Source organism: Mesorhizobium sp. YM1C-6-2, from assembly GCF_003666685.1.
Taxonomy (GTDB): Bacteria; Pseudomonadota; Alphaproteobacteria; order Rhizobiales; family Rhizobiaceae; genus Mesorhizobium_K.
Genome location: NZ_RCIZ01000003.1, coordinates 507,642 through 532,149 on the forward strand (window position 1 = coordinate 507,642; position 24,508 = coordinate 532,149).

The window sequence follows — 24,508 nt, forward strand, 5'->3', positions numbered from 1 at the left end:
GGGACGTGAAGACTTCATTCGTCAGGACTGCCTCTCATCCGCCCTTCGGGCACCTTCTCCCCGTGAACGTGGAGAAGGAAGAAGCCGCCGGGCGCCCGGGCCCTGCCTCGCCAGCCGGTCGTCCGGGTTCCGCAGCGGACACCTGTCGATCGACATGCAGCCGCAGCCGATGCAGTCGGTCAGCCCGTCGCGCAGCCTGGTCAGTTGCTCGATGCGGCGGTCCAGATCGTCACGCCAGGCGGTTGAGAGCCTGGACCAGTCGTCGCGGGTCGGCGTGCGGCCCTCAGGCAGGGAATCGAGTGCGGCGGCGATGTCGGCGAGCGGGACGCCGACTTCCTGCGCGACGCGGATGACAGCGATACGGCGTAGCACGTCGCGGCCATAACGGCGCTGGTTGCCTCTGGTGCGGTTCGACTGGATCAGCCCGCGCTGCTCGTAGAAATGCAGCGCCGAAACCGCGACGCCGCTGCGTCTCGCCACCTCGCCGACCGACAGTTCCTTCTGCATCGCTTGACCTCAAGTTTAGTTGAGGTTGTAGCAAGCTCTCCTTCGACAGGCAAACGATGGAGAGAAAAATGACGCGAGACGACCGCAATCCCTTGACCGCCATGCTGTTGCTCGCACGGCTGGAAGCATTTGCCGGGTTTGTCCGCGAGGCGCGCGAGCTAGCCGAGCTGCCGCGTGGCTTCGCCGGCGGCCATGGCGACGGACAGCGCGATATTGAGACTGCGGCCGCCACCCTTCATCGGGATCAGAAGCCGCGCGTCGGCCCGGTCGTGGACATGGTCCGGCACGCCGGCCGATTCACGGCCGAAGAGAAGCACGTCCCCATCCGCATAGGCGAAGTCCGTGTAGGGCTGGGCGGCTTTGGTCGAGAAGAGCACAAGCCTGCGGCCCTCGCCGCGCCGCCACTGCTCGAAGCGGTCGAAGTCGACATGCCGGGTGAGCGCCGCCATTTCGAGATAGTCCATGCCGGCCCGCCGGAGGTTGCGGTCGGAGAGGTCGAAACCGGCAGGCTCGATGATGTCGACGGCGACGCCGAGGCAGGCGGCGAGCCGCAGGATGGTTCCCGTGTTGCCGGCGATGTCGGGCTGGTAGAGGGCGATGCGGAAGGAGGCCAAGAGACTGATCGGGATCAGAGTTGCACGATGGCCACAGTTGTCGGGAGAGCAATGGCGGCCGGACGTTCCGGGGTGGCTTTCGCAGCGGAATGCGACTATAGCGGCGCCATTGTCAACTCGAACCAGCGGAGGCGGATATGGAATTGATGACGACCGTATATGCACACCGCCCCATGCGATGGGGTTTCGCCTGAAGGCGGAATCGGTTCGACGCTTTAGACACTTCTGAAAAAGCTGATCGCGATTCCGCCGGAACCAGTTCCGGTTCTCCAAGGATTCTCGCGATGTTTTTCAGTTCCAAGCGCCTGGTGCGCGACCCGTACAGCCTTTCGACATACGAAGCGGAGCAGCCGATCCGTCTCGACGACGCGCGTCTGGATGCCTGGGCTTTGTCGCTCGGCCAGCGGCGCGAGGCCTATCAGCCGAAACGCAATCCGCACCGCGGCATGTTGCCGGACGTCGATCTTTCCCGGACGGTTCCGGTCGCGAGCAGGCCAGGCTGGGTGGCGCGGGCGTTCAACCGGCTTGCGGGCAAGCGGCCGGACGCGGCTCTGCCAGCAGACATGTCTGGCGAAACGACCGTCCGGGCCGTGGCTCTCGGCGAGAGCAGGCGGAAGCCCTATGTCTGGCTGGTCGAAGCGGACGCCTCCGAGCCGGAGAAGAACGCACCGAGCGTGCCGGCCACAAAATACAATGGGAGCCGGGCCGCCTGACCGGGCCGGCTCCGTGCTCCAAGCTTGAAAGACCTTTGCATGTTCCGCTGGTTTGAAAATCGCCTAGACCCGTTTCCGGCCGAGGATCCCGTCGAGCCGCCGAAGACGCTGGTCGCCTTCTGCCTGCACTATACGCGCGGCGCGTGGCCCTACATCGCCGCCGCCGGGCTGCTGATCACAGCGATCGCGCTCGCCGAAGTGTGGATGTTCGGCTTCCTCGGCAGCATCGTCGACTGGCTGTCGGCGCAGAACCGTGAGACGTTCCTCCAGACCGAGGGCTGGAAGCTCGCCGGAATGGCGTTCGTCGTGGTGTTCCTGTTGCCCGGCATGGCCATTTTGCAGTCGCTGTTCCACCAGCAGACCCTGATGGGGAACTATCCGATGCGCATCCGCTGGGACGTGCATCGATACCTGCTCAAGCAGTCGATGACCTTCTACCAGGACGAGTTCGCCGGCCGCATCGCGACCAAGCTGATGCAGACGGCACTGGCCGTGCGCGAATGCGTCATCAAGCTGATCGACGTCCTCAACTACGTCATCGTCTATTTCCTCGGCATGCTCTACATCGTCGGCTCGTCCGACTGGCGGCTCGCGACGCCGCTGGTCGCCTGGCTCATCGGCTATGTGTTCCTGCTTCGCTACTTCATCCCGCGCCTCGGCAAGGTCTCGGCGGAGCAGGCGGACGCGCGCTCGATGATGACCGGCCGCGTGGTCGACAGCTACACCAACATCCAGACGGTGAAGCTGTTCAGCCACGCCCAGCGCGAAGCGGGCTACGCCCGCGAGGGGATGGGCGATTTCCTGGAGACGGTGCATCGCTCGATGCGGCTCGTCACCGGCCTCTACGGCATGCTCTATCTGATGAATTCGCTGCTGCTGTTCTCGGTCAGCGCGCTGTCGATCTGGCTGTGGCTCGGAGACGCCGTCACCATCGGCGCGGTGGCTGTGGTCATCGGACTGGTGCTCCGGCTCTGGGGCATGTCGCAGTGGATCATGTGGGAAGTGTCGGCGCTGTTCGAGAACATCGGCACGGTGCAGGACGGCATCGGCTCGATCTCGCTGCCGCGGCTGGTCGAGGACAGGCCGGGTGCCAAGGAGATCGTGGTGACCGAGGGCGACATCGTCTTCGACCGCATTGGTTTCCATTACGGCAAGGGCGAGGGCGTCATCGAGAACCTGTCGCTCACCGTCAGGCCCGGCGAGAAGGTCGGCATCGTCGGGCGCTCGGGCGCCGGCAAGTCGACGCTGGTCAACCTGCTGCTGCGCTTCTACGACCTCGAAAAGGGCAGCATCCGGATCGACGGGCAGGAGATCGGCGCGGTGACGCAGGACAGCCTGCGCGCGCAGATCGGCATGGTGACGCAGGACACCTCGCTGCTGCATCGCTCGGTGCGCGAGAACATCCTCTACGGCCGGCCCGACGCAACCGAAGAGATGATGATCGAGGCGGCGCGGCGCGCCGAGGCGCTCGACTTCATCGACGGCCTGGCCGATCCCAAGGGGCGCAGGGGCCTCGACGCCCATGTCGGCGAGCGCGGTGTGAAGCTCTCCGGCGGCCAGCGGCAGCGCGTCGCGATCGCCCGTGTCATGCTGAAGGATGCCCCGATCCTGATCCTCGACGAGGCGACCTCGGCGCTCGACTCGGAGGCCGAGGCGGCGATCCAGGAGAACCTGTATAAGCTGATGCAGGGCAAGACGGTGATCGCCATCGCCCACCGGCTGTCGACCATCGCGGCAATGGACAGGCTGGTCGTCATGGACGGTGGCCGCATCGTCGAGGAGGGACCGCATGAGGCGCTGGTCGCCAGGGGCGGCCTCTATGCCCAATTGTGGCAGAGGCAGTCGGGCGGCTTCCTGATCGACGAGGCGGTTTCGGAACCGAAGGAGGCCGAAGAGATTGCTGCGGAATGAGTGACGGAGATTTTCGGGAACGGCTCTGGCGGCGGTTCGAGGGCGCGATCGACGCGTTCCACGACACCGATCGCGAGGTGCTGCCGGACACCGCCTGGCAGTTCATCCTCTACTTCGCGCGCCAGGCGAAAGGGCCGTTCCTGCTCCTGCTCGTCGTCGGCGGGCTGGCAGGCGCCGTCGACGCCGCGCTCTACTGGTCGGTCGGCTGGCTGATCGACCTGCTTGACAAGTCCAGTCCGCAGACGCTGCTTGCCGAGCACTGGGTGGAACTGGTCGGGCTGCTGGCATTGCTGCTCGTCGTTCGCACGCTGGTGATGATCGGCTCGGCGGTGGTCGAGCAGCAGGTCATCGTGCCTGGCTTCTACTCGATGGTGCGCTGGCAGTCGTTCCGCCGCGTGATCGAGCAGCCCTACGCCTTCTACCAGAACGACTTCGCAGGCCGCATCGCCACCAAGATCATGCAGGGCGGCGAGGCCGTCGGCGACTTCATCGTCAACATGCTGCAGACCCTGTGGTCGTTCCTGACCTTCATGGTGCTCGCGCTCACCATCCTGATCTCGGTCGATCCCTGGATGGGGCTGGTCGTGGCGCTCTGGTTCCTCGGCTATGTCGGCATCATCTGGTTCCTGCTGCCGGAGATGCGGCGTGCCGGTCGCGCGACCGCCGACGAACGCTCGGTCTTCAACGGCAGGCTGGTCGACGCCTTCACCAACATCATGTCGGTAAAGCTGTTCGACAGCGGCAGGCGCGAGCATGCCTATGTGCGCGACGGGCTGGAGAGCTTCCTCGCCGCCGTCGTGCGGCTGACGCGCGCCATCACCACCGTGCGCTCGGCGATCGCCCTGCTCAACGGCGTCATGATGAGCACGGTCGCCGCGATCTGCGTGATGAAATGGACCGGCGGCGGCATCTCGACCGGCGCGATCGCGGCAGCGCTCGGGCTGGTGTTCCGGCTGAACCAGATGTCCGGCTGGATGATGTTCAACATCAACGGGCTGGTGCGCAACTACGCCACAGTGCAGGACGCGACCCGCACGATCTCGGTGCGGCCGGCGATCCAGGATGCGCCTGACGCCAAGTTGCTGACGCGCGCGGAGGGCGACATCCGCTTCGAGGACGTCACCTTCCACTACGGCAAGGGCGAGGGCGTCATCGAGAAGCTGAACCTGCACATCAGGCCCGGCGAGCGGGTGGCGCTGATCGGCCCGTCCGGAGCCGGTAAGACGACCGTCGTCAACCTGATCCTCAGACTGTTCGACGTCGAGGAGGGCCGTATCCTGATCGACGGACAGGACGTGCGGTCGGTGACGCAGGCGTCGCTCAGGCAGCAGTTCGGAGTGGTCAGCCAGGACGCGGTGCTGATGCACCGGGCGATCAGCGAGAATATCGGCTACGGCAGGGCCGACGCCAGCCAGGCCGAGATCGAGGACGCGGCCCGGCGGGCGGCCGCGCACGACTTCATCGTCGATGTCGCCGATCCCAGGGGGCGCAAAGGCTATGACGCGCAGGTCGGCGAGCGCGGCGTGAAACTGTCGGGCGGACAGCGGCAGCGCATCGCGATCGCGCGCATGATGCTGAAGGACGCGCCGATCCTGATCCTCGACGAGGCGACCTCGGCGCTGGATTCAGAGGTCGAGGCGGCGATCCAGGACAATCTCTACCGGCTGATGGAAGGCAAGACGGTGATCGCCATTGCGCACCGGCTGTCGACCATAGCCGCGCTCGACCGGCTGATCGTGCTCGACGAGGGCAGGATCGTCGAGGAAGGCACGCATGAGAGCCTGCTTGAACGCGGCGGCCTCTATGCGCAATTGTGGAAGCGGCAGTCGGGCGGCTTTTTGGGCGACCGGCTGGCCGCGGAATAGAACGGGAAAAGCGTTGTCGCAACGCATGTCGACCATGTGGCCGGGCCTGCCGGCCGATTCGGGGCTCGATCTTCTCGGCCACGAGATCCTTGCCGAGAAGGCGGCGGCGCTCGGCAAGGCCGGCGAAAAGGCGCGTCTGGCGCTGGCGGGGCTCAAGGCGCATCCCGAAGGGGCCGAAGGACGCGAGGCGCTGCTCAAGGCGGCGGCGGAGGCGGTGCATGCCTATTTCATCCAGCGCGAACTCTGCGGCTTTCGCCGGCATGACGCGATCATCCGCGAATATGAGATCCCGCGGGCCGTGCTGGCGAGGCTGGGAGCGAAATAGCCGGCTCGATACTGGCAGCAGTGCCATCGGCCAACCAGCCCGAGCCTTTCCCCCAGAAATTTGGTCCTAAGGTATGGGTCAAACTACCGAAATGTCGCGCTTTTCCGGTACTCCGCGACAATCTGCCCTGCCCCTTGGTGGCGACTGGACAAAGTGGGGCTTCACGCATAAACCAAACCTCGAAAAATGCCGGAGGAATCTCGCTAGCTCGTCGCCATGCGCTGACGGGCCGGCGCGTGATGAGCGAGGGGAATGGCTCCGCCGCCGGCGATCATGTGACGAAAGGACCGAGTCCCGTGAGCGCGACCGACACCCACGATCCCACACGCCGTGATTTCCTTTATGTCGCCACCGGCATGGCGGGAGCCGTAGGCGCCGCGGCGTTCGCGTGGCCCTTCATCGACCAGATGCGTCCCGACGCCTCGACGCTGGCGCTGGCCTCCATTGAGGTCGACGTCACGCAGCTGGAGCCGGGCATGTCGCTGACGGTCAAGTGGCGCGGCAAGCCGGTGTTCATCCGCAACCGCACGCCCGAAGAGATCGAAGCCGCGAAGAGCGTGCCGATGGCCGACCTCAAGGACCCGGTGGCGCGCAACGCCAACCTTGCGTCCGACGCGCCGGCGACCGACGAGGACCGCGCGGCGGGCGAAGGCAAGGAAAACTGGCTGGTCATGGTCGGCGTCTGCACGCATCTCGGCTGCGTGCCGCTCGGCCAGTCCGGCGATTTCGGCGGCTGGTTCTGCCCGTGCCACGGTTCGCACTACGATACGGCGGGACGCATCCGCAAAGGCCCGGCGCCGGAGAACCTCGCCGTGCCGACTTTCGCATTCATATCCGATACCCGGATCCGGATCGGTTGAGGGGGCATATCCAATGAGCGGTGGACACTCGACCTACACGCCTAATTCCGGCATCGGACGCTGGGTTGACGCACGCATGCCGCTGCCGCGGCTGGTGCACGACTCGTTCGTTTCCTATCCCGTGCCGCGCAACCTGAACTACGCCTATGCGTTCGGCGGCATCCTCTCGATCATGCTGGTCGCGCAGATCCTGACCGGCGTGGTGCTCGCCATGCACTACACGGCCAACACCGGCCTGGCCTTCCAGTCGGTCGAGCACATCATGCGCAACGTGAATTCCGGCTGGCTGCTGCGCTACCTGCATTCCAACGGCGCGTCGATGTTCTTCATCGCCGTCTACATCCACATCTTCCGCGGCCTCTACTACGGCTCCTACAAGGCGCCGCGCGAGCTGCTCTGGATCCTCGGCTGCATCATCTATCTCCTGATGATGGCGACGGGCTTCATGGGCTACGTGCTGCCGTGGGGACAGATGAGCTTCTGGGGCGCTACCGTCATCACCGGCTTCTTCACCGCCATCCCGCTGGTCGGCGACTGGATCCAGCAGCTGCTGCTCGGCGGCTTCGCGGTCGACAATCCGACCCTCAACCGCTTCTTCTCGCTGCACTATTTGCTGCCCTTCATGATCGCCGGCGTGGTGATCCTGCACATCTGGGCGCTGCACGTCGTCGGCCAGACCAACCCGACCGGCATCGAGGTGAAGTCGAAGACCGACACGGTCGCCTTCACGCCCTACGCGACCATCAAGGACGCGCTGGCGATGGTGGTGTTCTTCATCATGTTCGCCTGGTTCGTGTTCTACATCCCGAACTATCTCGGCCATCCCGACAACTACATCGTCGCCGACCCGCTGAAGACACCGGCGCACATCGTGCCCGAATGGTACTACCTGCCGTTCTACGCGATCCTGCGCGCCATCACCTTCAACATCGGGCCGATCGACTCCAAGCTCGGCGGCGTGCTCGCCATGTTCGGCTCGATCGCGGTGCTGTTCATCGTGCCGTGGCTTGACACCTCAAAGGTGCGCTCGGCCGTCTACCGCCCGTGGTACAAGTTCTTCTTCTGGCTTTTCGCCGCGAACGCCATCTTCCTGGGCTGGCTGGGCTCCAAGCCGGCGGAGGGCTGGTATATCCCCGCGATGCAGGTGTCGACGCTCTACTACTTCGCCTTCTTCCTGGTCATCATGCCGCTGCTCGGGCTGATCGAGACGCCGCGCCGGCTGCCCAATTCGATCACGGAGGCGGTGCTGGAGAAGAACAAGGGCGGGGCCGGCCACCCGGCAGGCGCGACGGCCGCGCCGGAAACCAAGGGCTGAGAGGGACATTTCGATGAGCAGGATTCTCAGCGTTCTGGCGGCTGCCGGCCTGGTGATGGCCGGCGCGACGGGCATCGCCGCGGCGCAGGAAGCGGGCCATAACGAGGCCGAGCCGACGCATTTCCCGATCCTCCAGCCGACGCAGGAGGACTGGACGTTCGCCGGCCCGTTCGGCACCTATGACCGCGGGCAGCTGCAGCGCGGCCTCAAGGTGTACAAGGAGGTCTGCTCGGCCTGTCACTCGATGGACCTGGTGGCGTTCCGCACCCTGGGGGACCTCGGCTATTCCGAGGCGCAGGTGAAGGCGTTCGCGGCCGAATACACGGTGCAGGACGGTCCGAATGCCGATGGCGAGATGTTCGAGCGCCCGGGCATTCCTTCCGACCACTTCCCGTCGCCGTTCCCGAATCACGAAGCCGCCGCAGCCGCCAACAACGGCGCCGCTCCGCCGGACTTCTCGCTGATCGCCAAGGCGCGTGGCGTGACCCGCGGCTTCCCGACCTTCGTGTTCGATATCTTCACGCAGTATGCCGAGAACGGTCCGGACTACATCCACTCGCTGCTGACCGGCTACGACCACGAGCCGCCGGCCGGCATGCAAATCGCCGACGGCACGCACTACAATCCCTATTTCATCGCGGGCAAGTCGCTGGCCATGGCGGCGCCGCTCTCGGACGACCAGGTGACCTATGACGACGGCAGTCCGCAGACGGTCGACCAGTATTCGCGCGACGTCGCGGCCTTCCTGATGTGGGCGGCGGAGCCGCATCTCGAGGCGCGCAAGCAGACCGGCTTCAGCGTCATGGTCTTCCTGGTGCTCTTCGCCGGGCTGGTCTACCTGACCAAACGCAAGGTCTGGGCGAAGGTCGCGCACTGAACGACCGGCAGGAACGTTGACAGAAAAGGGCGCAGCAGCGCCCTTTTCTTTTGCCCGCCAAACCGGCACAACTAGAGAGCAATGGGGCTACGCGCGTGAAGACCACTCTCGAAGACACGCTGCTTTCGTCGATCCGGACCATCAAGGACTATCCCAAGCCGGGCATATTGTTCCGGGACATCACCACGCTGCTCGGCGATGCGCGCGCCTTCCGGCGGGCGATCGACGAGCTGGTTTATCCGTACGCGGGACTGAAGGTGGACAAGATCGCCGGCATCGAGGCGCGCGGCTTCATCCTTGGCGGCGCCATCGCGCACCAGCTTTCCGCCGGCTTCGTGCCTATCCGCAAGAAGGGCAAGCTGCCGCACGAGACGGTCAGGGTCGCCTACAGCCTGGAATACGGGCTAGACGAGATGGAGATGCACAAGGATGCGGTGCAGCCGGGCGAGAAGGTCATCCTCGTCGACGACCTGATCGCGACCGGCGGGACTGCCGAAGGCGCCGTGAAGCTGCTCACCCAGATGGGCGCCGACATCGTCGCTGCGTGCTTCGTCATCGACCTGCCCGATCTCGGCGGACGCAGGAAGCTCGAAAACCTCGGCGTGACGGTGAGGACGCTGATCGCCTTCGAGGGACACTGAGGGCGGAGATGCTTCCCGGCAAAGGGAAGGCAGCTCTCCGGCGCTATTCCACCTTCACAAGCACGGCGCTGTCGAATTCGATGACCTTTGCACCGGTGGAATCAACGCCTTCGGCGCGGACCGTCAGAACGCGCCAGCCGGGACGGGACCCCATCGCCCGGTGCGACAGGGCGGTGCGGCTGTAGGCGACGGTCTCGCCGGCAAAGACGGGTTTCAGCCACTTCAGGTTCGTTATGCCCGGCGAGGGGCCGAAAACGGGAGCAGAGCCTGTTCCGGTCCAATGCTTGCCCGGGGTGGCGAGATTGCGTTTCATCCAGGCGGCTGCCGTATGCCAGCCGGACGCGCAAAGGCCGCCGAAGACGCTGTCCTTCGCCGCCTGTTCGTCGATGTGAAACGGCTGCGGGTCGTATTTCCTGGCGAAGGTTTTGATGCTTTCGGCGTCGAATGTGTGGGCCCCGAGCGGGACGGCGACGCCGATCTCGAAGAACGCGTCGAGCGAGGGATCATGCGTCATATGGCGGCCCCGCGCTTCAGGAACATCCCGGTATTTTCGAGCTGCAGGACGGTTTCGCCGCGCTGGTTGAACAGTTCGGAACGGAGCGTCACGAGGCCAAGGGATGGGCGCGACTTCGACGGACGGCTGGCGACGACGACGGTATGCCCGGTCAGCCGGTCGCCCGCCAGCACCGGCCTCCTCCATTTGATGTGATCGACGCCTGGCGCGCCCTGCGAAGTCGAATCGAGCAGGATTGCGTCGCAGAACAGCCGCATGAACATCGAGCACGTATGCCAGCCTGAGGCGGACAGCCCGCCGAGGATGCTTGCCTGGCCGGCCGTCTCGTCCAGGTGCATCGGCTGCGGATCGAATTCGCTGGCGAACTCGACGATCTCGGCCGCGGTGACGTCCTTGGCGCCGAGGTCGATCGACATGCCTTCGACGAAATCCTCAAAGGCCCAGGTCTTGCCGGTCATGCTGATCCTTTTGAGATGGGCCTTTATGCCAGGAAGGGCGTCGGATGCGGCTGGAAGCCGTTGCGGTGATAAGGGATTGCGGCCTCAGAGCCAACCCTTGCGGCGGAAGAACCAGAAGGGCAGCACGGCCGACACGACCATCAGGGCGAGCGCCAGGGGGTAGCCGAAAAACCATTTGAGCTCGGGCATCACGTCGAAATTCATGCCGTACACCGAGGCGACCAGCGTCGGCGGCAGGAACACCACGGCAGCGACCGAGACGATCTTGATGATGGCGTTCTGCTGGATGTTGATCATCCCCAGCGTCGCGTCGAGCAGGAAGGTGATCTTCTGCGTCTGGAACGAGGCGTGGTCGGAGAGCGAGGTCACGTCGCGCGACAGCGTCTTGACGCGGGCACGGATCTCCTTGTCGCCCGGGTCGCGGCCGACGAAATTGGCGAGGAAGCCGGACAGGCGCTGCAGGGTGAGCAGGCTGTCCTGGATCTTCGAGACGAGATCCTCCTTGCTGCCGATGCGGTGCAGGATCTCCTGGAAGTCGCGGTCGCGGTCGGAGACCTTCTTCTCCTTCGAATGAAAGATGTCCTGCGATATGTCGATGACCTCACGGCTGCCGCGTTCGAGCACATCGGCCAGCCGGTCGACGATCGCTTCGAGCAAAGAGACCAGGATGGTGTCGCCGCTGGTGCAGCCGAGGTCTGCCTTCTCGGCGCGCATCGGGAAGGTTTGGAAGGCGCGCGGCTCGTGGTAGCGGATGGTGACCAGCCGGTGGCCGGCGAGCACGAAGGTGACGGGCAGCATTTCGGGCCTGTCGCCGTCGGCATGCGCCGGCAGCGTCGCGGTCATGACAAAGGCGCCGTCCTCTACGTAGAGGCGCGAGGATATCTCGATCTCCTCCATCTCCTCTCGGGTGGGGATGCCGATGCCGATCAGCCGCTCGACGGCATCTTCCTCGTCCTTCGTCGGCCCGAGAAGGTCGATCCAGACGACCCGGTCCTTTTCGGCGGCAAGGTCGCCAACAAGGCGCAGACGATCGTTTTCAGCGACGAAAGCCTTGATCATCGCCGTACTCCCCTGATTTTCGACAGAAGCGGACGCTACGGGCCGTGGTTCACCGGGCGCTTAGACCGGGGGGAGGGCAGCGTCAAGACCGCTCGGGGAGGCGTCGGCTCAGGGGAGTTGCGGCGGACGGGCATGTCCGCCGCAACAGGCGCGTCAGCAAGGTATCAATCGCCGAGGGGATTGATGTCGTTCACGAAGCGCAACAGGTCGGCGAAGGTGAAATTTCCCGCCTTCGCGGAGGGCAGGGTGGGCTTCCAGTTCTTCTGCTGCCAGATGAACGAGTTGTGGTCGCCGTGGACGAGGCCGACAAAGACCTCGGATATGATGACCGAGCCGACCGGGCCGAGGCGCTCGCCATTGTTGCGGACCTTGGCCTCCTTGAGGATGTAGTACCAGAGCGGCGTTGCCGTATGGAGGCCCTGCGCCTTGGCCGTGGCGCCATCCGTCGAACCGTTGCTGTCGGAGGCGATCTCGGCCGAAGTGAGCGGGTTCTTGACCTTCAGATGCTTGGCCACGGCCTGGCCCGACGGCAGGCCGAGATTGACGCCGCGCTTCAAGTTGCGGAAGGCGAGATTGCCGCCCCCGCCGGGCAGGTTGTGGAGCGCCGAAACCAGGTAGGGGTCGAGCTTGCGCGATGGCGCCATCGGGACGGGCGCCCCGCCGCTGTCGCCGAGCTCATGGAACCGCCGCCAGTCGATGATCCAGTTGGACGGCAGTGTCGGGAAGCCGCTGCCGCCGGCCGACAGGTCGCCGATGATGTCGCCGGACAGCCCGCTGAACAGGAAGAACAGGCTGAAGTCCTGCGGCGTGTTGAACACCCGGTTGTGGGAGTAGCGCTGACGCACCATGGAGTGCCCCAGGCGGTAGGCGGCGGCGGAAAACTCCACCGGCATATAGGGCACCTTCTTGAAGCGGTAGAATTTGCGGCCGTCCTTGAGGATCCTGGCGACGATCCCCTTTTCGGTCAGCCGCTCCACCCAGTCGTGGAGCACGATCCACTGATAGTGCCAGGTGACGATCCGGCGGGCTTCCTTGAATATGTCGGGCGGCGGGTTGGCGCCGGTCGACAGCATGTCGCAGACGGCGTTGTGGAACTTCAGCATGGCCAGATGCGTCTGCGCCACCAGCAGGTTCTCGTCGTTGCGATGGTCGCCGATCAGCGCGAAGCCTTCGGGGCTGCGCGGCAGGTCGTTGCGGAAGTCGCCCTCGCCGGTGTTGAGGTTCTTGCCGATCAGCAGCTTCGGCCCATGCTTGTTGCCGGCGGCCGGATTGCGCGCATAGAGATGCGGGCTGCCGTCGGGACCCAGGCCGTAGACACAGTCGAGGTCGACGCTCGGCGTGCGGAAATTCTCGATGCCGAGCGGGTCCTTCTCCTTGTCGCCGAGCGAGGTCAGGTCGAGCGTGATGTCGTGATCGACGAACTGGCCGAAATAGGTGAAGCCGGCCGGTATGTTCGGATTGTTGCCGGCCGGGTCGCCGGCATTGCTGTCGACCATCGCCGCGGCAAGGGCCTGCAGCTTGGCGTCTGAGACGTCGAGCGGCGGCAGCGTCGGGAACATCCGGCCGAACATGCCGGGATCCTTGTGGCCCGACAGCGCATCGAGCAGCGCCCTGGTCGGGTGCCGGCCGGCCACGCCGTGACCGGGCGTCGTCTTCACCGCATTGTTGGCTGTCGTCGTCTCCAGCTTCAGCTTGGCGATCGTCAGAGCGAGATCTGCCGCGCTTCTGGCTGACCTGGGCTTGGAGGCAGTCTTGGGTTTAGGCGCAGTCTTGAGTTTAAGGGACATGACAAGCTCCTACTTTCGTACCGGGGCTCTTGCCCTCGATACTTTGGGTTTTCTCCCCATCGCCCGCGCAGGAGGTCTATGATTCAATAACAGCCTGAATCTCCGGCTATTTTCTCCTCCGATACTTCAATAGCGACACCCCGTTACCCCTTGGGGTGATTCATTTTATGAACTGCAACACGAAATGTTAGTATAACGCAATTGTCGTGACAATAGTCATAAAAGGACTTGTGTCATTCGGGAATTTTCTACTGCAATATCAACGCATGTTTTTCCAAGCTTATGGGCCTGAAAACAATGCGTTTTCTGGATGAAAAGACATGCGGTCGATCCCCTGTCCTTGGAGGGTCGACTCTCGATTGTGCAGCGACGCGGGAGAAAGTCGTCAGGTATTGAACTTGAAGAGCATGATGTCGCCGTCCTGGACGACATATTCCTTGCCTTCGTCGCGCGCCTTGCCCGCCTCCTTGGCGGCGACCTCGCCGCCCAGCGTGACGAAGTCGTTGTAGGCGATCGTCTGCGCGCGGATGAAGCCGCGCTCGAAGTCGGTATGGATGACCCCGGCGGCCTGTGGCGCCTTGGTGCCCCGCTGGATCGTCCAGGCGCGGGTCTCCTTGGGACCGGCGGTGAAATAGGTGATCAGGTCGAGCAGTTCGTAGCCGGCGCGGATGAGCTTGTCCAAGCCCGGCTCCTCGAGGCCCATGGAGGTGAGGAACTCCATCTCCTCGTCGTCGGGAAGCTGCGCGACCTCGGCCTCGATCGCCGCCGAGATGACGACGGTGCGGGCGCCCTGCGCCTCGGCCATCTTCTCCACCGCGTTGGTGTGCTCGTTGCCGGTCGCGGCATCCTTCTCCGCGACGTTGCAGACGTAGAGGACAGGGTGCGAGGTCAGCAGGTTGAGACCCTGAAGGATGCGAAGGTCCTCCGCGGCGATGCCCTTCAGCATGATGCGCGCCGGCTTGCCGTCCTGCAGAAGCTCCAGCGCCTTCTCCATGACCGGCAGCACCGTCATGGACTCCTTGTCCTTGGCCTGGGCGCGCTTCCTCACATTGACGATGCGCCGCTCCAGACTGTCGAGGTCGGCGAGCATCAGCTCGGTTTCGACGGTTTCGGCGTCGGCCACCGGATCGATGCGGCCTTCGACATGGGTGATGTCGTCATCCTCGAAGCAGCGCAGCACATGCACGATGGCGTCGACTTCGCGGATGTTGGCGAGGAACTGATTGCCGAGCCCTTCTCCCTTGGAGGCGCCGCGCACCAGGCCGGCGATGTCGACGAAGGAGATGCGGGTCGGGATGATCTCCTTGGAGCCCGCGGCCTTCGCGATCTTCTTCAGCCTGGGATCAGGCACCGCCACCTCGCCGGTATTCGGCTCGATGGTGCAGAAGGGATAGTTTGCGGCCTGCGCGGCCGCCGTGCGCGTCAGCGCGTTGAAAAGCGTCGACTTGCCAACGTTGGGCAGCCCAACGATGCCGCATTTGAAACCCATGATGGTCCAGTCCTATCGGGAAGTCAGAATTTGCTCAGGGCTATGGGCGAAAGGATCAACGATCGTCAAGTCTCGACCTCAACCCTTGCCGAGAAGCTTCTTCAGCATGGCAGCCATGGGCCCGGTTTCCGGCACCTTGACGGCCGGCTGCTGAGGCCTTGCCTGGCGGATGTGGCTCTGCGCCTTGGCCTTGGGCGCCTTCGGCGGCGGACGGTCATCCTCGCCGGTCGGCTGAAGCCTGTTGCGCAGCGCCAGCGTGATCCTGTTCATGAAGCCGCTCTCGTCGCCTTTCGCCACGAGGTCCGCGTTGTCGGCGATGGCGTCGAGCAGGACGTCGAGCCATTCGCGGTCGGTCTTGGCGAAGTCGCCGAGTACGTGACCGTGCACCATCTCCCGGACGCCCGGATGGCCGACGCCGATCCTGACGCGGCGATAGTCCTTGCCGAGATGCTGGTCGAGAGAGCGGATGCCGTTGTGGCCGGCCGAACCGCCGCCTGTCTTGACCCGCACCTTGCCGGCGGGCAGTTCGATCTCGTCGTAGAAGACCGTCACAGCGGACGGTTCGAGCTTGTAGAAGCGCAGCGCCTCGCCGACGGCCTGGCCGGACAGGTTCATGAAAGTCTGCGGCTTGATGAGCAGCACTTTTTCGCCGCCGATCCTGCCCTCGGCGATCTCAGCCTTGAACTTTTTCGTCCAGGGCGAAAAGGAATGGCGGCGGGCGATCGCGTCCGCCGCCATGAAGCCGACATTGTGCCGGTTGTTGGCGTATTTCTCGCCCGGATTGCCGAGACCTGCAAAGAGCAGCATCGAACCGGCCCTCCGGACCCGAACTTACTTCTCTTCGGACGGCTCTTCGGCCGCCTCAGGAGCCTCGGCGGCTTCCGGAGCCTCGGTCGTCTCCGGCTTCATCGCGGAAGAGCCGGCGACGGTCGCGATGGTGAAGTCGCGGTCGGCGATGACCGGCTTGACGCCGGCCGGCAGCTTCACGGCCGAGATGTGGATCGAGTCGCCGATCTCGGCGCCGGTGAGGTCGATCGTGATCGCATCCGGGATCGCATCGGCCGGGCAGTGGAACTCCACCTCGTGGCGCACGATGTTCAGGACGCCGCCGCGCTTGATGCCTGGCGACTTCTCTTCATTGATGAAGTGTACCGGAACGTTGACGTTGACCTCGGTGTTCTTGCCGACGCGCAGGAAGTCGACATGCAGCGGGAAGTCCTTGACGGGATCCAGCTGATAGTCCTTCGGCAGGACACGGATCTTCTTGCCGCCGACGTCGATCGTGGCGATCGTGGTCAGAAACCCGCCGCCGTGGATCTTGTAGAAAATGTCCTTGTAGGACAGGGCGATAGCCAGGGGAGGCTGTTTGTCGCCATAAATGACTGCAGGCACTTTGCCGTTGCGGCGAACTGCACGGGCGGACCCCTTACCGACCTGTTCGCGCGCTTCGGCCGTGAGCTCGTACGTATCGTGGCTCATGGCTTTTCCTTTCGCGTTGCTGGAGCATCTTCGAATTCCGCCGCGGCGGCTGCCGAAAATGTCGAAAGCCGCGCTTTGCGCATGATCTGATCCGAAAACCGGATTCCACTTTTCGGGATCATGCGAGCCGCGGCTCTCATCCGCGTTGCCTCCAAGGGTGTCTACGCGGGTGGCGGTCCTATAGCGGAAGGCGATAAATGACGCAAGCCAAGCACTGCATGGCCTGGACATGCACCAAATCCGCACTGGCAGATCACAGATACGCCGCTCCCGCGTATACCGCAGCCTTGCTCAGTCCATCCACGGCTCACCCCGGTATGAATGAATTCCTTTCCGTCGATCTTTCCACCGGCGGCATCGTTGTCCTTGTGGTCGTCGCGCTGGTGGCGGGATGCGCGCGCGGCTTCTCCGGGTTCGGAGGCGCGCTGATCTTCGTGCCCGTCGCCAGTGCGCTGGTCGGGGCGAAGCTTGCGGTTCCCCTGCTGCTGATCGTCGACATCGTCCTGACGCCGGGATTGATTCCGAAGGCGTGGCGGAACGCAGACAGACCGAATGTCGGCACGATGGCGACTGGTGCGGTGCTGGGCGTGCCGCTCGGCACCTATCTGCTCACCCACATGGAAGGCACCACGATCCGTTGGGGCATCGTCGGCATAGTGGTCGTTCTTCTCGCCCTGCTGATGTCCGGTTGGCGCTACCACGGTCGCCCGCATGCAAGCCTGACTGCCGCCGTCGGGCTGACGTCCGGACTGTTTTCCGGCGCCGCGCAGGTCGGCGGCCCGCCAGTGGTGGCGTACTGGCTGGGCGGCAATTTCACGCCGCAGACCGTGCGTGCCAACATAGTGCTCTATTTCGCGATATCTAGCGTCCTGTCGGTCGCCAGCTATCTGATCGCAGGCATCCTCACCTGGGAAACCGTGGAACTGTCGCTGATGATCGGCCCGGCTTTCGCGCTCGGCCTGTTCAGCGGAGCCCGCCTGTTCACCCTTGCGAACGAGATCGTCTTCCGGCGCATCTGCTACGGACTGATCGCTGGCGCGGCGATCATCGGCCTGCCGCTCCTGGACGGCGTGCTGCGCTGAGGGCGGTCGCAGGACGGGCGGCAGACTGCTGCCGATCGTCCGATCTAGTCGAACAGGCTGGAGACGGACTCTTCCTGGGCCGTGCGCGAGATGGCCTCGCCGATCAGGTCGGCAATGGAGACGACGCGGACGTTCGGCGCCGAAGCGATGCTGGAGGTCGGCTGGATCGAGTCGGTGATGACGAGTTCCTGCAGCTGGGAGCCGGCGATGCGCGCGATCGCGCCGCCCGAAAGCACGCCATGGGTGATGTAGGCGGTGACACTGGTGGCGCCGTTGGCCAGCAGTGCGTCGGCCGCGTTGCAGAGCGTGCCGCCGGAATCGACGATGTCGTCGATCAGCAGGCAATCCTTGCCGTGCACGTCGCCGATGATGTTCATCACTTCCGACTCACCGGGCCGCTCTCGGCGCTTGTCGACGATGGCAAGCTGCGCGTCGATGCGCTTGGCGAGCGCGCGGGCGCGCACCACGCCGCCGACATCTGGCGACACGACCACGACGTTGCCGAGCTGCTTGTATTTCGCCTTGATGTCGCGCGACATGACCGGCACCGAGAACAGGTTGTCGGTCGGGATATCGAAGAAACCCTGGATCTGGCCGGCGTGGAGGTCGAGGGTGAGCACCCGGTTGGCCCCGGCGCGGGCGATCATGTTGGCGACCAGCTTGGCCGAGATCGGCGTGCGGCCGGAAGCGCGGCGGTCCTGGCGGGCATAGCCGAAATAGGGAATCACCGCGGTGATGCGCCGCGCCGAGGAGCGCATGAACGCATCGATCATGATCAGGAGTTCCATCAGGTGGTCGTTCGTCGGGAACGAGGTGGACTGGAGGACGAATACGTCCTCGCCGCGCACGTTTTCCTGGATCTCGACGAAGATTTCCTGATCCGCGAAGCGCCTGACGCTGGCCTTTCCGATCGGTATGTTCAGGTAACGCGCGACGGCTTCGGCCAGCGCCCGGTTCGAATTACCCGCGAAAAGTTTCATGCAGCGTCTCGGCGTGTGTGGAGGACAGGCCTGGATATGATCGGGGCTTTTAGCGTCAAGCGCCGCCATTGCAAGCGCTAGCGACGATTATTCCAAAGATTCGGTGCAAGCCGGGTCATCCCGTGCTGCTGGCAAGCCATGATGCGAGCTGGTCGACGGTGGAATCGGCGATCGCCTGCATGGCGGCCGGCGGCACAGCGCCCCAGCCGTCGCCTTTGCCCGCCTTCTGCTGGCCATTTATGCGATGGAGCCGGTTGCCGGCCGGGTCGTAGACGTCCCAGACATAGATGATCGTGGTCTGCCCGCCTTCGGTAAGCGTCGAGAAATAGCCTTTCAGGATATGCGTCGTCGCAGGGTCGGCGTTGCCGGCGAGGGTGATTCCGCGCGCCCGGGCGCGCTGGGCGAGCCGCTCGGTCAAAGGCGTCGCAACGTCGACGGTGGCGCCGACGATCGGATCGAAGCGCAAGCGGGTGCGCGCCGCAATGCCCGGATTGAGCGCTGCCGACGTGTTTGTCGAAGCGGGCTGCATCGGAACGGCGCCGGCCCCGGTTTCGGACTGGAGGGCTCCGGGCGCGGGCGGCGAGGCGGCGATCGCCGACGGCTCCAGCACATCCTGGGTGCTGTTGCAGGCGGACACGGCAAACGCAGCAAGCAACGATCCGGCCAGGAACGGCAATCGTTTCATGCCCTCAATCTCCGTGTTACGCGATACTTACACTTTTGCCCGGGCACCGGATTCGTCCCAAACCGCTCCCCCCGTCGGTCCGGTGCCTGGCTGGCGACCAAGTCCTATCGTCACTGCACGATCAAGTCGAGATCATGGCGGGAAAGCGCCCTCGGCTGTGATTCGGTGGTCAGATAGGTGCGGCCGAGCGTCATTGCTGTCTCGGTTTCCGAATCCATGATGATCATATGGGCAAACAGCGTCATGTTCGGCGCGATGGGCTCGGAATTGCCCTGGTAGAACATGGGCATGTCCATCCAGGACGGCGAGAAGCGGGCGCCGAGCGAATAGCCGCAGGCATTGAGGCGGTGCTTGGTCAGCCCGTGCGCTTCGAGGATCCGGGCGTGGGCATCGAACACGTCGCCGAAGCTGTTGCCCGGTGTCATCGCCTTCTCGACGGCGAGAAGCGCGTCGCGGGCCGCCTCGAACAGCTCCAGGTGGCGCTTCGTCGGCTTGCCGGTGAGCACCGTGCGCATCATGGCGGCGTGGTAGTGATGGAAAACGCCGGCCCATTCGAGCGTCAGCTGGTCGTTCTTCGTCAGTTTGCGCCGGCCTGCCTTGTAGCGGCAGAGCAGGGCGTCGGGCCCGGAGCCGATGATGAACTCGTTGGCCGGGTAGTCGCCGCCGCCTGCGAAGACCGCTCCCTGCATGGCGGCAAGGATAGCAGCCTCGTCGCCACCCTGCTTGATCAAGGGAAGGGCGGCGTCCAGCGCGTCGTCGGCGAGGGCTGCGGCTTTCTCCGCCTTGGCGATCTCCGCCGGGCTCTTGAAGAGCCTGAGGCGGCCGACGATCCCGGACGCGTCGGCGATCTGGCCGAAAGTCTGGAGCTGCTCGTCGAGCCGGCGGCCATTGAAGGCGGTCAGTCCATGCGTGTCGTATTCGACGCCGATGCGTTTCCCGAGAAGGTCGAGATCGTTCAGAAGGTTGCGCAGGTCGACGGCCGGGTTGGCGCCCTCGCGGTCGGTCCACAGCACGATATTCTCGATGATCGAGGTCTGGCGCGCCTGGCGCAGGTCCGCCGAGCGGGTGAGCAGCACCATCGATCCATCGGACTTCACCACCAGAGACTGGAAGAAGCAGAAGCCGAACGTGTCGTAACCGGTCAGCCAGTACATGCTTTCCTGGGCAAAGAGCAGCACGGCGTCGAGCTTTTTTTCGGTCATCTCGACGAGCAGCCGGTCGCGGCGCGCGTCGAATTCGGAACGGTCAAAGTGCAGAGCCATCAAATACGCTCCAGGGCAATTGCTGAAACATGGCGCCCGTAATCCGCCTCGGAGCGGTGCGTGGCGCGGCGGTAGGAATAAAACAGATCCTCCTCGGCATAGGTGCAGCGGTAAAGGGCGTCGGCGGTAACGCCTGCCGCGGTCAGCCGGTCGACCGTATAGCGGTTGAGATCGAACATGGCGTGGCCCGGCCGGCCGGAAGGCGTGAAATACCGGTCGTTGGCGGGGTTGGCGGCGGCGAATCGGTCGATGAATTCCGGGCCGACCTCGTAGTTGCTGGCGCCGATCGACGGTCCCAGCACGGCGACGATGTTCTCGCGGCGGGCGCCGAGGCCTTCCATCGTGGCGATCGTATTCTCCAGCACGCCGGTGAAGGCGCCCTTCCAGCCTGCGTGGGCGGCACCCACGACGCGTGCTTGCGGGTCGGCGAACAGCACGGGTCCGCAATCGGCGGAGGAAGCTCCGACAGCGATTCCGGGACGATCGGTCACGATGGCGTCCACCTTGGGCCGTTCGCCGGAAAAGGGTTCGCGCGCGACGATCACGTCGGGAGAATGGACCTGGTACGCGGTCAGCAGGTGATCGGCCGGAACGCCCATCCACTCGGCGACGCGGCGGCGGTTTTCCGCCACGAGCGCCTGGTCGTCGGCGGAACCGGTGCCGATGTTCAGGCTGCCGTAAATGCCGGTGGACACACCGCCGGCGCGAGTGAAATAGCCATGCCTGATGCCTGCGAGCCTGTCGAGCAAGGTCGAACGGAGCGGCTCCGGTCTGGTCTGGGTCAGCATCGCCGCCTTTTGTGTTCGGAAACCGATTTCGTCAATACGGGATGTCGCCCGCGCGAGCGGCGGAGAGTGCGGCAAGGGGGGCGGTCAAGTCAACTCGCGTCGCGGAAGGGCGGCACCGAAACGCCTGGTGGCAGAAGCGCCAGAACCTTGAACAATTCGCCCATCTGGTCGGGTCCGGCGAGGCGCTCGACATCGGCGGTAATTTTTTCGTGCACAGCCGAATCGCCCGCCTGTCCGAGGCGGCCGGCGCGCTCCAGAAGCCCCATGCCGAGCAGGAATTCGGCCTGCGTCGCCTTGCGCGCCGCAAGGCCATGCGATGTGGCGACCGCCTCGAGAGCGGAGAAATCGACATGCGAGGTCAGGTCGGCCTCGCCCGGATTGTCGAACACGCCTTCGCTGCGGTGTTTGCGGACCGCCTGGAACGTGTCGCCCAATCCCGGCTCGAGGTGGCCGTAGTCGAAGAAGATGCCGGCGCCGCCGCGCGCGGCGATGCGTTGGGCGAGCGCCGACATCAGCGCTTCGCGCGCCGGCGCGATCTCGAAGATGCTGCCGTCCGGAGCATTCCTCGCGGTAGTAGGAAGCTGTTCCGCCGCGAGGGAGGCGGTGCCGATGCCGAACCGGAAGCTGCCGTCGGCGTCGAGGCCGATGGCGCGTTCCATCCATTTGCCGTCATGGCGGACGAACTGGCGGAAAGGCAGCGCATCGAATATCTCATTGCCGACAATGAGCAAGGGCTGGTCGGGCAGCGTGTCGGGCGTCGCATGCCAGGCAAAAGCAGGCCCGCTGTCGCTGAGCGTGTCGCGCTGGACCGCCGTCAGCCGGGGGCTTGCCTCGACGAGGGCGAAATCGGCCCCGGCGGCGAGACGCGGCGCGATGCGGCGCAGGGTGCGGACCATGTCCTTCATCAGCGTGCCGCGGCCGGGTCCTATCTCGGCGATGGTCAGGGGCAGGGGAGCGCCGACGGCCGACCAGGCCTCGGCCAGCCAGACGGCAACCAGTTCGCCGAACATCTGGCTGACCTCAGGCGCCGTGACGAAGTCGCCCGCCGCGCCGAAGGGCTCGCGCGTGGTGTAGTAGCCATATTCGGGATCGAACAGGCAGATCGCCATGTAGTCGGCGACCGAGATCGGACCGGCAGCGCCGATGAGCGCGGCGATCTTCTCGCCCAGGCGGTTCATGCTGCAGCGGATTGCGCCACCTGCGACCTCGCCCGCCAGATGGCCCACAGGCCGAAGAGCACCATGGGCGTCGAGAGTATCATGCCCATGGTCAGCCAGCCGCCGGCGAGATAGCCGATATGCGCGTCGGGCACGCGGAAGAACTCCACGAAGATGCGCGAGAGGCCGTAGCCGGCAAGGAACGCACCGGAGACGGTGCCGGGGTTTTTCAGCTTCAGGAGCCCGTGGGTGAGAAGCCTCAGCACGAGGAAGAGGACGAGCCCTTCGAGCGCGGCCTCGTAAAGCTGGCTCGGGTGGCGCGGCTCCGGGCCGCCGGTCGGGAAGACGAAGGCCCAGGGCACGTCGGAAGGGCGGCCCCAGAGCTCGGAATTGATGAAGTTGGTGACGCGCACGAGCCCGAGCCCGACCGGCACGCCGGCCGATATCACGTCGAACATCGTCCAGATGCCGATTCCGCGCGAGCGGGCGAAGAGGATCATGGCGACGGTGACGCCGGCGAAGCCGCCATGGAAGGACATGCCGCCCTGCCAGACCGCGAAGATGTCGAGCGGATTGGCGATGTAGCGGGCGAGATCGTAGAACAGTATGTACCCGACGCGGCCGCCGAGCACGACGCCGATCGCCGCCCAGACCAGGAAATCGTCGATGTCCTCCGGCCGCATCGGCTTGACGCCGGCAGGCCACAGACGCTCATTGGCGACCAGCCGCTTGGCGTACCACCACGCAAACAGGATGCCGACGACGTAACCGACGCCGTACCAATGTATGGCGAGCGGACCGATCTGGACGATCACCGGATCGATGTCGGGGAAGGGAAGGACCGCCAGCGGCAGCATCAGATAGTCGGTCACGTGAAGCTCCGGCTCGTCAATCGGCGCGGACCATGCGGCAGCGCTTTGGTCGGGTCAAGGCGAAGGTGGCCGTGCCGGCGCTTGCAATCCTGGCTGCACACCACTAGGTCAAATCTGAGGGCGCCAGGAGATCTGCCATGTCCAACGGTCCGAACCGCATTCTCGACGAATTCGCCAAGCTGCTGACGGACGCCGCGGGCGCCGCGCAGGGGGTCCGCCGCGAGGTGGAAACCGCCTTCAAGGCACAAGCCGAGAAGGTCATGAATTCGATGGACATGGTGCAGCGCGAAGAGTTCGAGGCTATGCGCGAGATGGCCGTGAAGGCGCGGGCGGAGAACAAGGCGCTAGCCACCCGCATCGCCGCGCTGGAGGCGAGGATCGCCGAACTTTCCGGCGAAAAGCCTGCCGAAGCCACCGCCGAGGCTCCTGCCAAGCCTCGCGCAAAAAAATAATTCGTTAACCTTTTCCACAAAGCCCGGCCGCGAAAAGCGTTGTCTCCTGAATCGCTTAACGGACGTGCGTGGCTCTTTCCTGCGACCGGTTTCCACACCCTTGCGCCGCGCTGCGGTAAAAAGGGGCTGGTCACGCGACTCGGCATCAATACACTGAATTTGTTGCATGATTCGGAAACGGGTCGTGCGCCGGTAGTGGGGCCCGGCAGAGGGGGTCGTTGCGTCCTGCCAGCCTGAGTTCGAAGAATTTGTTCGTCGTGTGTGCCCTCTGGCGGAGCGCCTGGGCGCTCCCGCAACGACAGGAAGCATTTGCATGGAACTGATCGAACTCGATATCGCCCGCGAGATCCACCCTGTGGATGTGATCGAGCAGGTGGCGCACAGCAACGACTGGGCCTTCGAACGGACCGGCGACGACGAGATCTCCATCTCGGTCGCCGGCAACTGGACCGACTATCACGTCTCTTTCTCCTGGATGGAGGATTTCGAGGCGCTGCACCTCGCCTGCGCCTTCGACATCAAGGTGCCGGAGGCTCGCACGCTCGAGGTGATGCGGCTGTTGTCGCTGATCAACGAACAGATGCTGTTCGGGCATTTCGATCTGTGGGAGCAGGAAGGCGCGATCATGTTCCGCCAGTCGCTCCTGCTTGCCGGCGGCGCCGAGCCGACCAGCCAGCAGGTCGAGGTGCTGCTCTCTTCGGCGCTGGAGGCCTGCGAGTGCTACTTCCAGTCCTTCCAGTTCGTTGTCTGGTCCGGCACCTCAGCAAAGGACGCGCTCTCCAGCGTGCTCTTCGAAACGCAGGGCAACGCCTGATC

26 protein-coding genes are annotated in these 24,508 nt (G+C 64.7%); 11 read left to right on the top strand and 15 right to left on the bottom strand.

The window, feature by feature from the left end:
- Positions 1-21: 21 nt before the first annotated feature.
- Entirely contained in the window at positions 22-507 is a 486-nt protein-coding gene (soxR, locus tag D8676_RS11230; RefSeq protein WP_121580945.1) for a redox-sensitive transcriptional activator SoxR, read from the bottom strand.
- A gap of 158 nt (positions 508-665) precedes the next feature.
- Positions 666-1,121 carry a tRNA (cytidine(34)-2'-O)-methyltransferase gene (locus D8676_RS11235; protein ID WP_121580946.1) on the bottom strand — a complete coding sequence of 152 codons (456 nt, stop codon included), beginning with the start codon at positions 1,119-1,121 and terminating at the stop codon, positions 666-668.
- Between the two features lie 284 nt (positions 1,122-1,405).
- Between D8676_RS11235 and D8676_RS11240 the strand changes: the two genes are divergently transcribed.
- The 8 genes from D8676_RS11240 (at position 1,406) to D8676_RS11275 (ending at position 9,628) form a co-directional block, all read left to right on the top strand.
- Positions 1,406-1,834, top strand: a complete 429-nt coding sequence (locus D8676_RS11240; RefSeq protein WP_121580947.1) for a hypothetical protein — start codon at positions 1,406-1,408, stop codon at positions 1,832-1,834.
- A gap of 39 nt (positions 1,835-1,873) precedes the next feature.
- A complete protein-coding gene (locus D8676_RS11245; RefSeq protein ID WP_121580948.1) occupies positions 1,874-3,745 on the top strand; it encodes an ABC transporter ATP-binding protein in 1,872 nt (623 codons plus the stop codon).
- Positions 3,742-5,610, top strand: coding sequence for an ABC transporter ATP-binding protein (locus D8676_RS11250; RefSeq protein ID WP_121580949.1), 1,869 nt, complete (start codon positions 3,742-3,744; stop codon positions 5,608-5,610). The genes D8676_RS11245 and D8676_RS11250 overlap by 4 nt, the downstream gene beginning before the upstream one ends.
- A gap of 25 nt (positions 5,611-5,635) precedes the next feature.
- Positions 5,636-5,935, top strand: coding sequence for a DUF6665 family protein (locus D8676_RS11255; RefSeq protein ID WP_121580950.1), 300 nt, complete (start codon positions 5,636-5,638; stop codon positions 5,933-5,935).
- Positions 5,936-6,231: 296 nt separating this feature from the next.
- Entirely contained in the window at positions 6,232-6,795 is a 564-nt protein-coding gene (gene petA / locus D8676_RS11260) for a ubiquinol-cytochrome c reductase iron-sulfur subunit (protein ID WP_281034280.1), read from the top strand.
- 13 nt (positions 6,796-6,808) lie between these two features.
- Entirely contained in the window at positions 6,809-8,110 is a 1,302-nt protein-coding gene (locus D8676_RS11265; RefSeq protein WP_121580952.1) for a cytochrome b N-terminal domain-containing protein, read from the top strand.
- A gap of 13 nt (positions 8,111-8,123) precedes the next feature.
- Positions 8,124-8,987: a cytochrome c1 gene (locus D8676_RS11270; RefSeq protein WP_121580953.1), complete on the top strand. Its 864-nt coding sequence runs from the start codon at positions 8,124-8,126 to the stop codon at positions 8,985-8,987.
- Positions 8,988-9,082: 95 nt separating this feature from the next.
- A complete protein-coding gene (locus D8676_RS11275) occupies positions 9,083-9,628 on the top strand; it encodes an adenine phosphoribosyltransferase (RefSeq protein ID WP_121580954.1) in 546 nt (181 codons plus the stop codon).
- A gap of 43 nt (positions 9,629-9,671) precedes the next feature.
- Here the strand turns inward: D8676_RS11275 and D8676_RS11280 are convergent, their stop codons facing one another.
- The 7 genes from D8676_RS11280 to D8676_RS11310 form a co-directional block, all read right to left on the bottom strand.
- Positions 9,672-10,142 carry a MaoC family dehydratase gene (locus tag D8676_RS11280; protein ID WP_121580955.1) on the bottom strand — a complete coding sequence of 157 codons (471 nt, stop codon included), beginning with the start codon at positions 10,140-10,142 and terminating at the stop codon, positions 9,672-9,674.
- Positions 10,139-10,600: a MaoC family dehydratase gene (locus D8676_RS11285; RefSeq protein WP_121580956.1), complete on the bottom strand. Its 462-nt coding sequence runs from the start codon at positions 10,598-10,600 to the stop codon at positions 10,139-10,141. Before D8676_RS11285 ends, D8676_RS11280 begins: the two co-directional genes overlap by 4 nt.
- Positions 10,601-10,684: 84 nt before the next feature.
- Positions 10,685-11,659 (bottom strand): magnesium/cobalt transporter CorA, encoded by a 975-nt coding sequence (corA, locus tag D8676_RS11290; protein ID WP_121580957.1) that lies wholly within the window; start codon positions 11,657-11,659, stop codon positions 10,685-10,687.
- A gap of 164 nt (positions 11,660-11,823) precedes the next feature.
- Complete coding sequence (locus D8676_RS11295) at positions 11,824-13,446, bottom strand: heme peroxidase family protein (RefSeq protein ID WP_121580958.1); 1,623 nt, start codon at positions 13,444-13,446, stop codon at positions 11,824-11,826.
- A gap of 385 nt (positions 13,447-13,831) precedes the next feature.
- Positions 13,832-14,935 carry a redox-regulated ATPase YchF gene (ychF, locus tag D8676_RS11300; RefSeq protein WP_121580959.1) on the bottom strand — a complete coding sequence of 368 codons (1,104 nt, stop codon included), beginning with the start codon at positions 14,933-14,935 and terminating at the stop codon, positions 13,832-13,834.
- A gap of 78 nt (positions 14,936-15,013) precedes the next feature.
- Positions 15,014-15,742, bottom strand: a complete 729-nt coding sequence (pth, locus tag D8676_RS11305) for an aminoacyl-tRNA hydrolase (RefSeq protein WP_121580960.1) — start codon at positions 15,740-15,742, stop codon at positions 15,014-15,016.
- A gap of 24 nt (positions 15,743-15,766) precedes the next feature.
- The gene (locus D8676_RS11310) at positions 15,767-16,414 is read right to left on the bottom strand and encodes a 50S ribosomal protein L25/general stress protein Ctc (protein WP_121580961.1); all 648 of its coding nucleotides are present in this window, start codon (positions 16,412-16,414) and stop codon (positions 15,767-15,769) included.
- Positions 16,415-16,731: 317 nt separating this feature from the next.
- On the opposite strand from D8676_RS11310, the gene D8676_RS11315 reads away from it, so the two are divergent.
- On the top strand, positions 16,732-17,496 hold the full coding sequence (locus D8676_RS11315; protein WP_121580962.1) for a sulfite exporter TauE/SafE family protein: 765 nt from the start codon (positions 16,732-16,734) through the stop codon (positions 17,494-17,496).
- Between the two features lie 44 nt (positions 17,497-17,540).
- Here D8676_RS11315 and D8676_RS11320 read toward each other — a convergent pair whose 3' ends face one another.
- The 6 genes from D8676_RS11320 to lgt form a co-directional block, all read right to left on the bottom strand.
- Positions 17,541-18,476 (bottom strand): ribose-phosphate pyrophosphokinase, encoded by a 936-nt coding sequence (locus D8676_RS11320; protein WP_121580963.1) that lies wholly within the window; start codon positions 18,474-18,476, stop codon positions 17,541-17,543.
- Between the two features lie 115 nt (positions 18,477-18,591).
- Entirely contained in the window at positions 18,592-19,161 is a 570-nt protein-coding gene (locus D8676_RS11325) for a hypothetical protein (RefSeq protein WP_121580964.1), read from the bottom strand.
- 110 nt (positions 19,162-19,271) lie between these two features.
- Positions 19,272-20,423 (bottom strand): Xaa-Pro peptidase family protein, encoded by a 1,152-nt coding sequence (locus tag D8676_RS11330; protein WP_121580965.1) that lies wholly within the window; start codon positions 20,421-20,423, stop codon positions 19,272-19,274.
- Entirely contained in the window at positions 20,423-21,211 is a 789-nt protein-coding gene (gene pgeF, locus D8676_RS11335) for a peptidoglycan editing factor PgeF (RefSeq protein WP_121580966.1), read from the bottom strand. Before pgeF ends, D8676_RS11330 begins: the two co-directional genes overlap by 1 nt.
- Positions 21,212-21,300: 89 nt before the next feature.
- Entirely contained in the window at positions 21,301-22,389 is a 1,089-nt protein-coding gene (locus D8676_RS11340) for a class I SAM-dependent methyltransferase (protein ID WP_121580967.1), read from the bottom strand.
- The gene (gene lgt / locus D8676_RS11345; RefSeq protein ID WP_183097058.1) at positions 22,386-23,240 is read right to left on the bottom strand and encodes a prolipoprotein diacylglyceryl transferase; all 855 of its coding nucleotides are present in this window, start codon (positions 23,238-23,240) and stop codon (positions 22,386-22,388) included. Before lgt ends, D8676_RS11340 begins: the two co-directional genes overlap by 4 nt.
- A gap of 137 nt (positions 23,241-23,377) precedes the next feature.
- On the opposite strand from lgt, the gene D8676_RS11350 reads away from it, so the two are divergent.
- The gene (locus tag D8676_RS11350; RefSeq protein ID WP_121580968.1) at positions 23,378-23,692 is read left to right on the top strand and encodes an accessory factor UbiK family protein; all 315 of its coding nucleotides are present in this window, start codon (positions 23,378-23,380) and stop codon (positions 23,690-23,692) included.
- 313 nt (positions 23,693-24,005) lie between these two features.
- Positions 24,006-24,506 carry a YbjN domain-containing protein gene (locus D8676_RS11355; RefSeq protein ID WP_121580969.1) on the top strand — a complete coding sequence of 167 codons (501 nt, stop codon included), beginning with the start codon at positions 24,006-24,008 and terminating at the stop codon, positions 24,504-24,506.
- The last annotated feature ends 2 nt before the right edge of the window (positions 24,507-24,508 follow it).

Excerpts from the sequence above, each read along its gene's own strand:
- D8676_RS11315 (WP_121580962.1), top strand. The coding sequence starts at position 16,732 with ATGAATGAATTCCTTTCCGTCGATCTTTCCACCGGCGGCATCGTTGTC.
- D8676_RS11245 (WP_121580948.1), top strand. The coding sequence starts at position 1,874 with ATGTTCCGCTGGTTTGAAAATCGCCTAGACCCGTTTCCGGCCGAGGAT.
- D8676_RS11340 (WP_121580967.1), bottom strand. The coding sequence starts at position 22,389 with ATGAACCGCCTGGGCGAGAAGATCGCCGCGCTCATCGGCGCTGCCGGT.
- pth (WP_121580960.1), bottom strand. The coding sequence starts at position 15,742 with ATGCTGCTCTTTGCAGGTCTCGGCAATCCGGGCGAGAAATACGCCAAC.
- D8676_RS11330 (WP_121580965.1), bottom strand. The coding sequence starts at position 20,423 with ATGGCTCTGCACTTTGACCGTTCCGAATTCGACGCGCGCCGCGACCGG.
- pgeF (WP_121580966.1), bottom strand. The coding sequence starts at position 21,211 with ATGCTGACCCAGACCAGACCGGAGCCGCTCCGTTCGACCTTGCTCGAC.
- corA (WP_121580957.1), bottom strand. The coding sequence starts at position 11,659 with ATGATCAAGGCTTTCGTCGCTGAAAACGATCGTCTGCGCCTTGTTGGC.
- D8676_RS11285 (WP_121580956.1), bottom strand. The coding sequence starts at position 10,600 with ATGACCGGCAAGACCTGGGCCTTTGAGGATTTCGTCGAAGGCATGTCG.
- D8676_RS11295 (WP_121580958.1), bottom strand. The coding sequence starts at position 13,446 with ATGTCCCTTAAACTCAAGACTGCGCCTAAACCCAAGACTGCCTCCAAG.
- D8676_RS11355 (WP_121580969.1), top strand. The coding sequence starts at position 24,006 with ATGGAACTGATCGAACTCGATATCGCCCGCGAGATCCACCCTGTGGAT.
- D8676_RS11240 (WP_121580947.1), top strand. The coding sequence starts at position 1,406 with ATGTTTTTCAGTTCCAAGCGCCTGGTGCGCGACCCGTACAGCCTTTCG.
- D8676_RS11265 (WP_121580952.1), top strand. The coding sequence starts at position 6,809 with ATGAGCGGTGGACACTCGACCTACACGCCTAATTCCGGCATCGGACGC.
- D8676_RS11280 (WP_121580955.1), bottom strand. The coding sequence starts at position 10,142 with ATGACGCATGATCCCTCGCTCGACGCGTTCTTCGAGATCGGCGTCGCC.
- D8676_RS11250 (WP_121580949.1), top strand. The coding sequence starts at position 3,742 with ATGAGTGACGGAGATTTTCGGGAACGGCTCTGGCGGCGGTTCGAGGGC.
- D8676_RS11320 (WP_121580963.1), bottom strand. The coding sequence starts at position 18,476 with ATGAAACTTTTCGCGGGTAATTCGAACCGGGCGCTGGCCGAAGCCGTC.
- D8676_RS11325 (WP_121580964.1), bottom strand. The coding sequence starts at position 19,161 with ATGAAACGATTGCCGTTCCTGGCCGGATCGTTGCTTGCTGCGTTTGCC.
- D8676_RS11255 (WP_121580950.1), top strand. The coding sequence starts at position 5,636 with ATGTCGACCATGTGGCCGGGCCTGCCGGCCGATTCGGGGCTCGATCTT.
- soxR (WP_121580945.1), bottom strand. The coding sequence starts at position 507 with ATGCAGAAGGAACTGTCGGTCGGCGAGGTGGCGAGACGCAGCGGCGTC.
- D8676_RS11310 (WP_121580961.1), bottom strand. The coding sequence starts at position 16,414 with ATGAGCCACGATACGTACGAGCTCACGGCCGAAGCGCGCGAACAGGTC.
- D8676_RS11270 (WP_121580953.1), top strand. The coding sequence starts at position 8,124 with ATGAGCAGGATTCTCAGCGTTCTGGCGGCTGCCGGCCTGGTGATGGCC.
- ychF (WP_121580959.1), bottom strand. The coding sequence starts at position 14,935 with ATGGGTTTCAAATGCGGCATCGTTGGGCTGCCCAACGTTGGCAAGTCG.
- D8676_RS11350 (WP_121580968.1), top strand. The coding sequence starts at position 23,378 with ATGTCCAACGGTCCGAACCGCATTCTCGACGAATTCGCCAAGCTGCTG.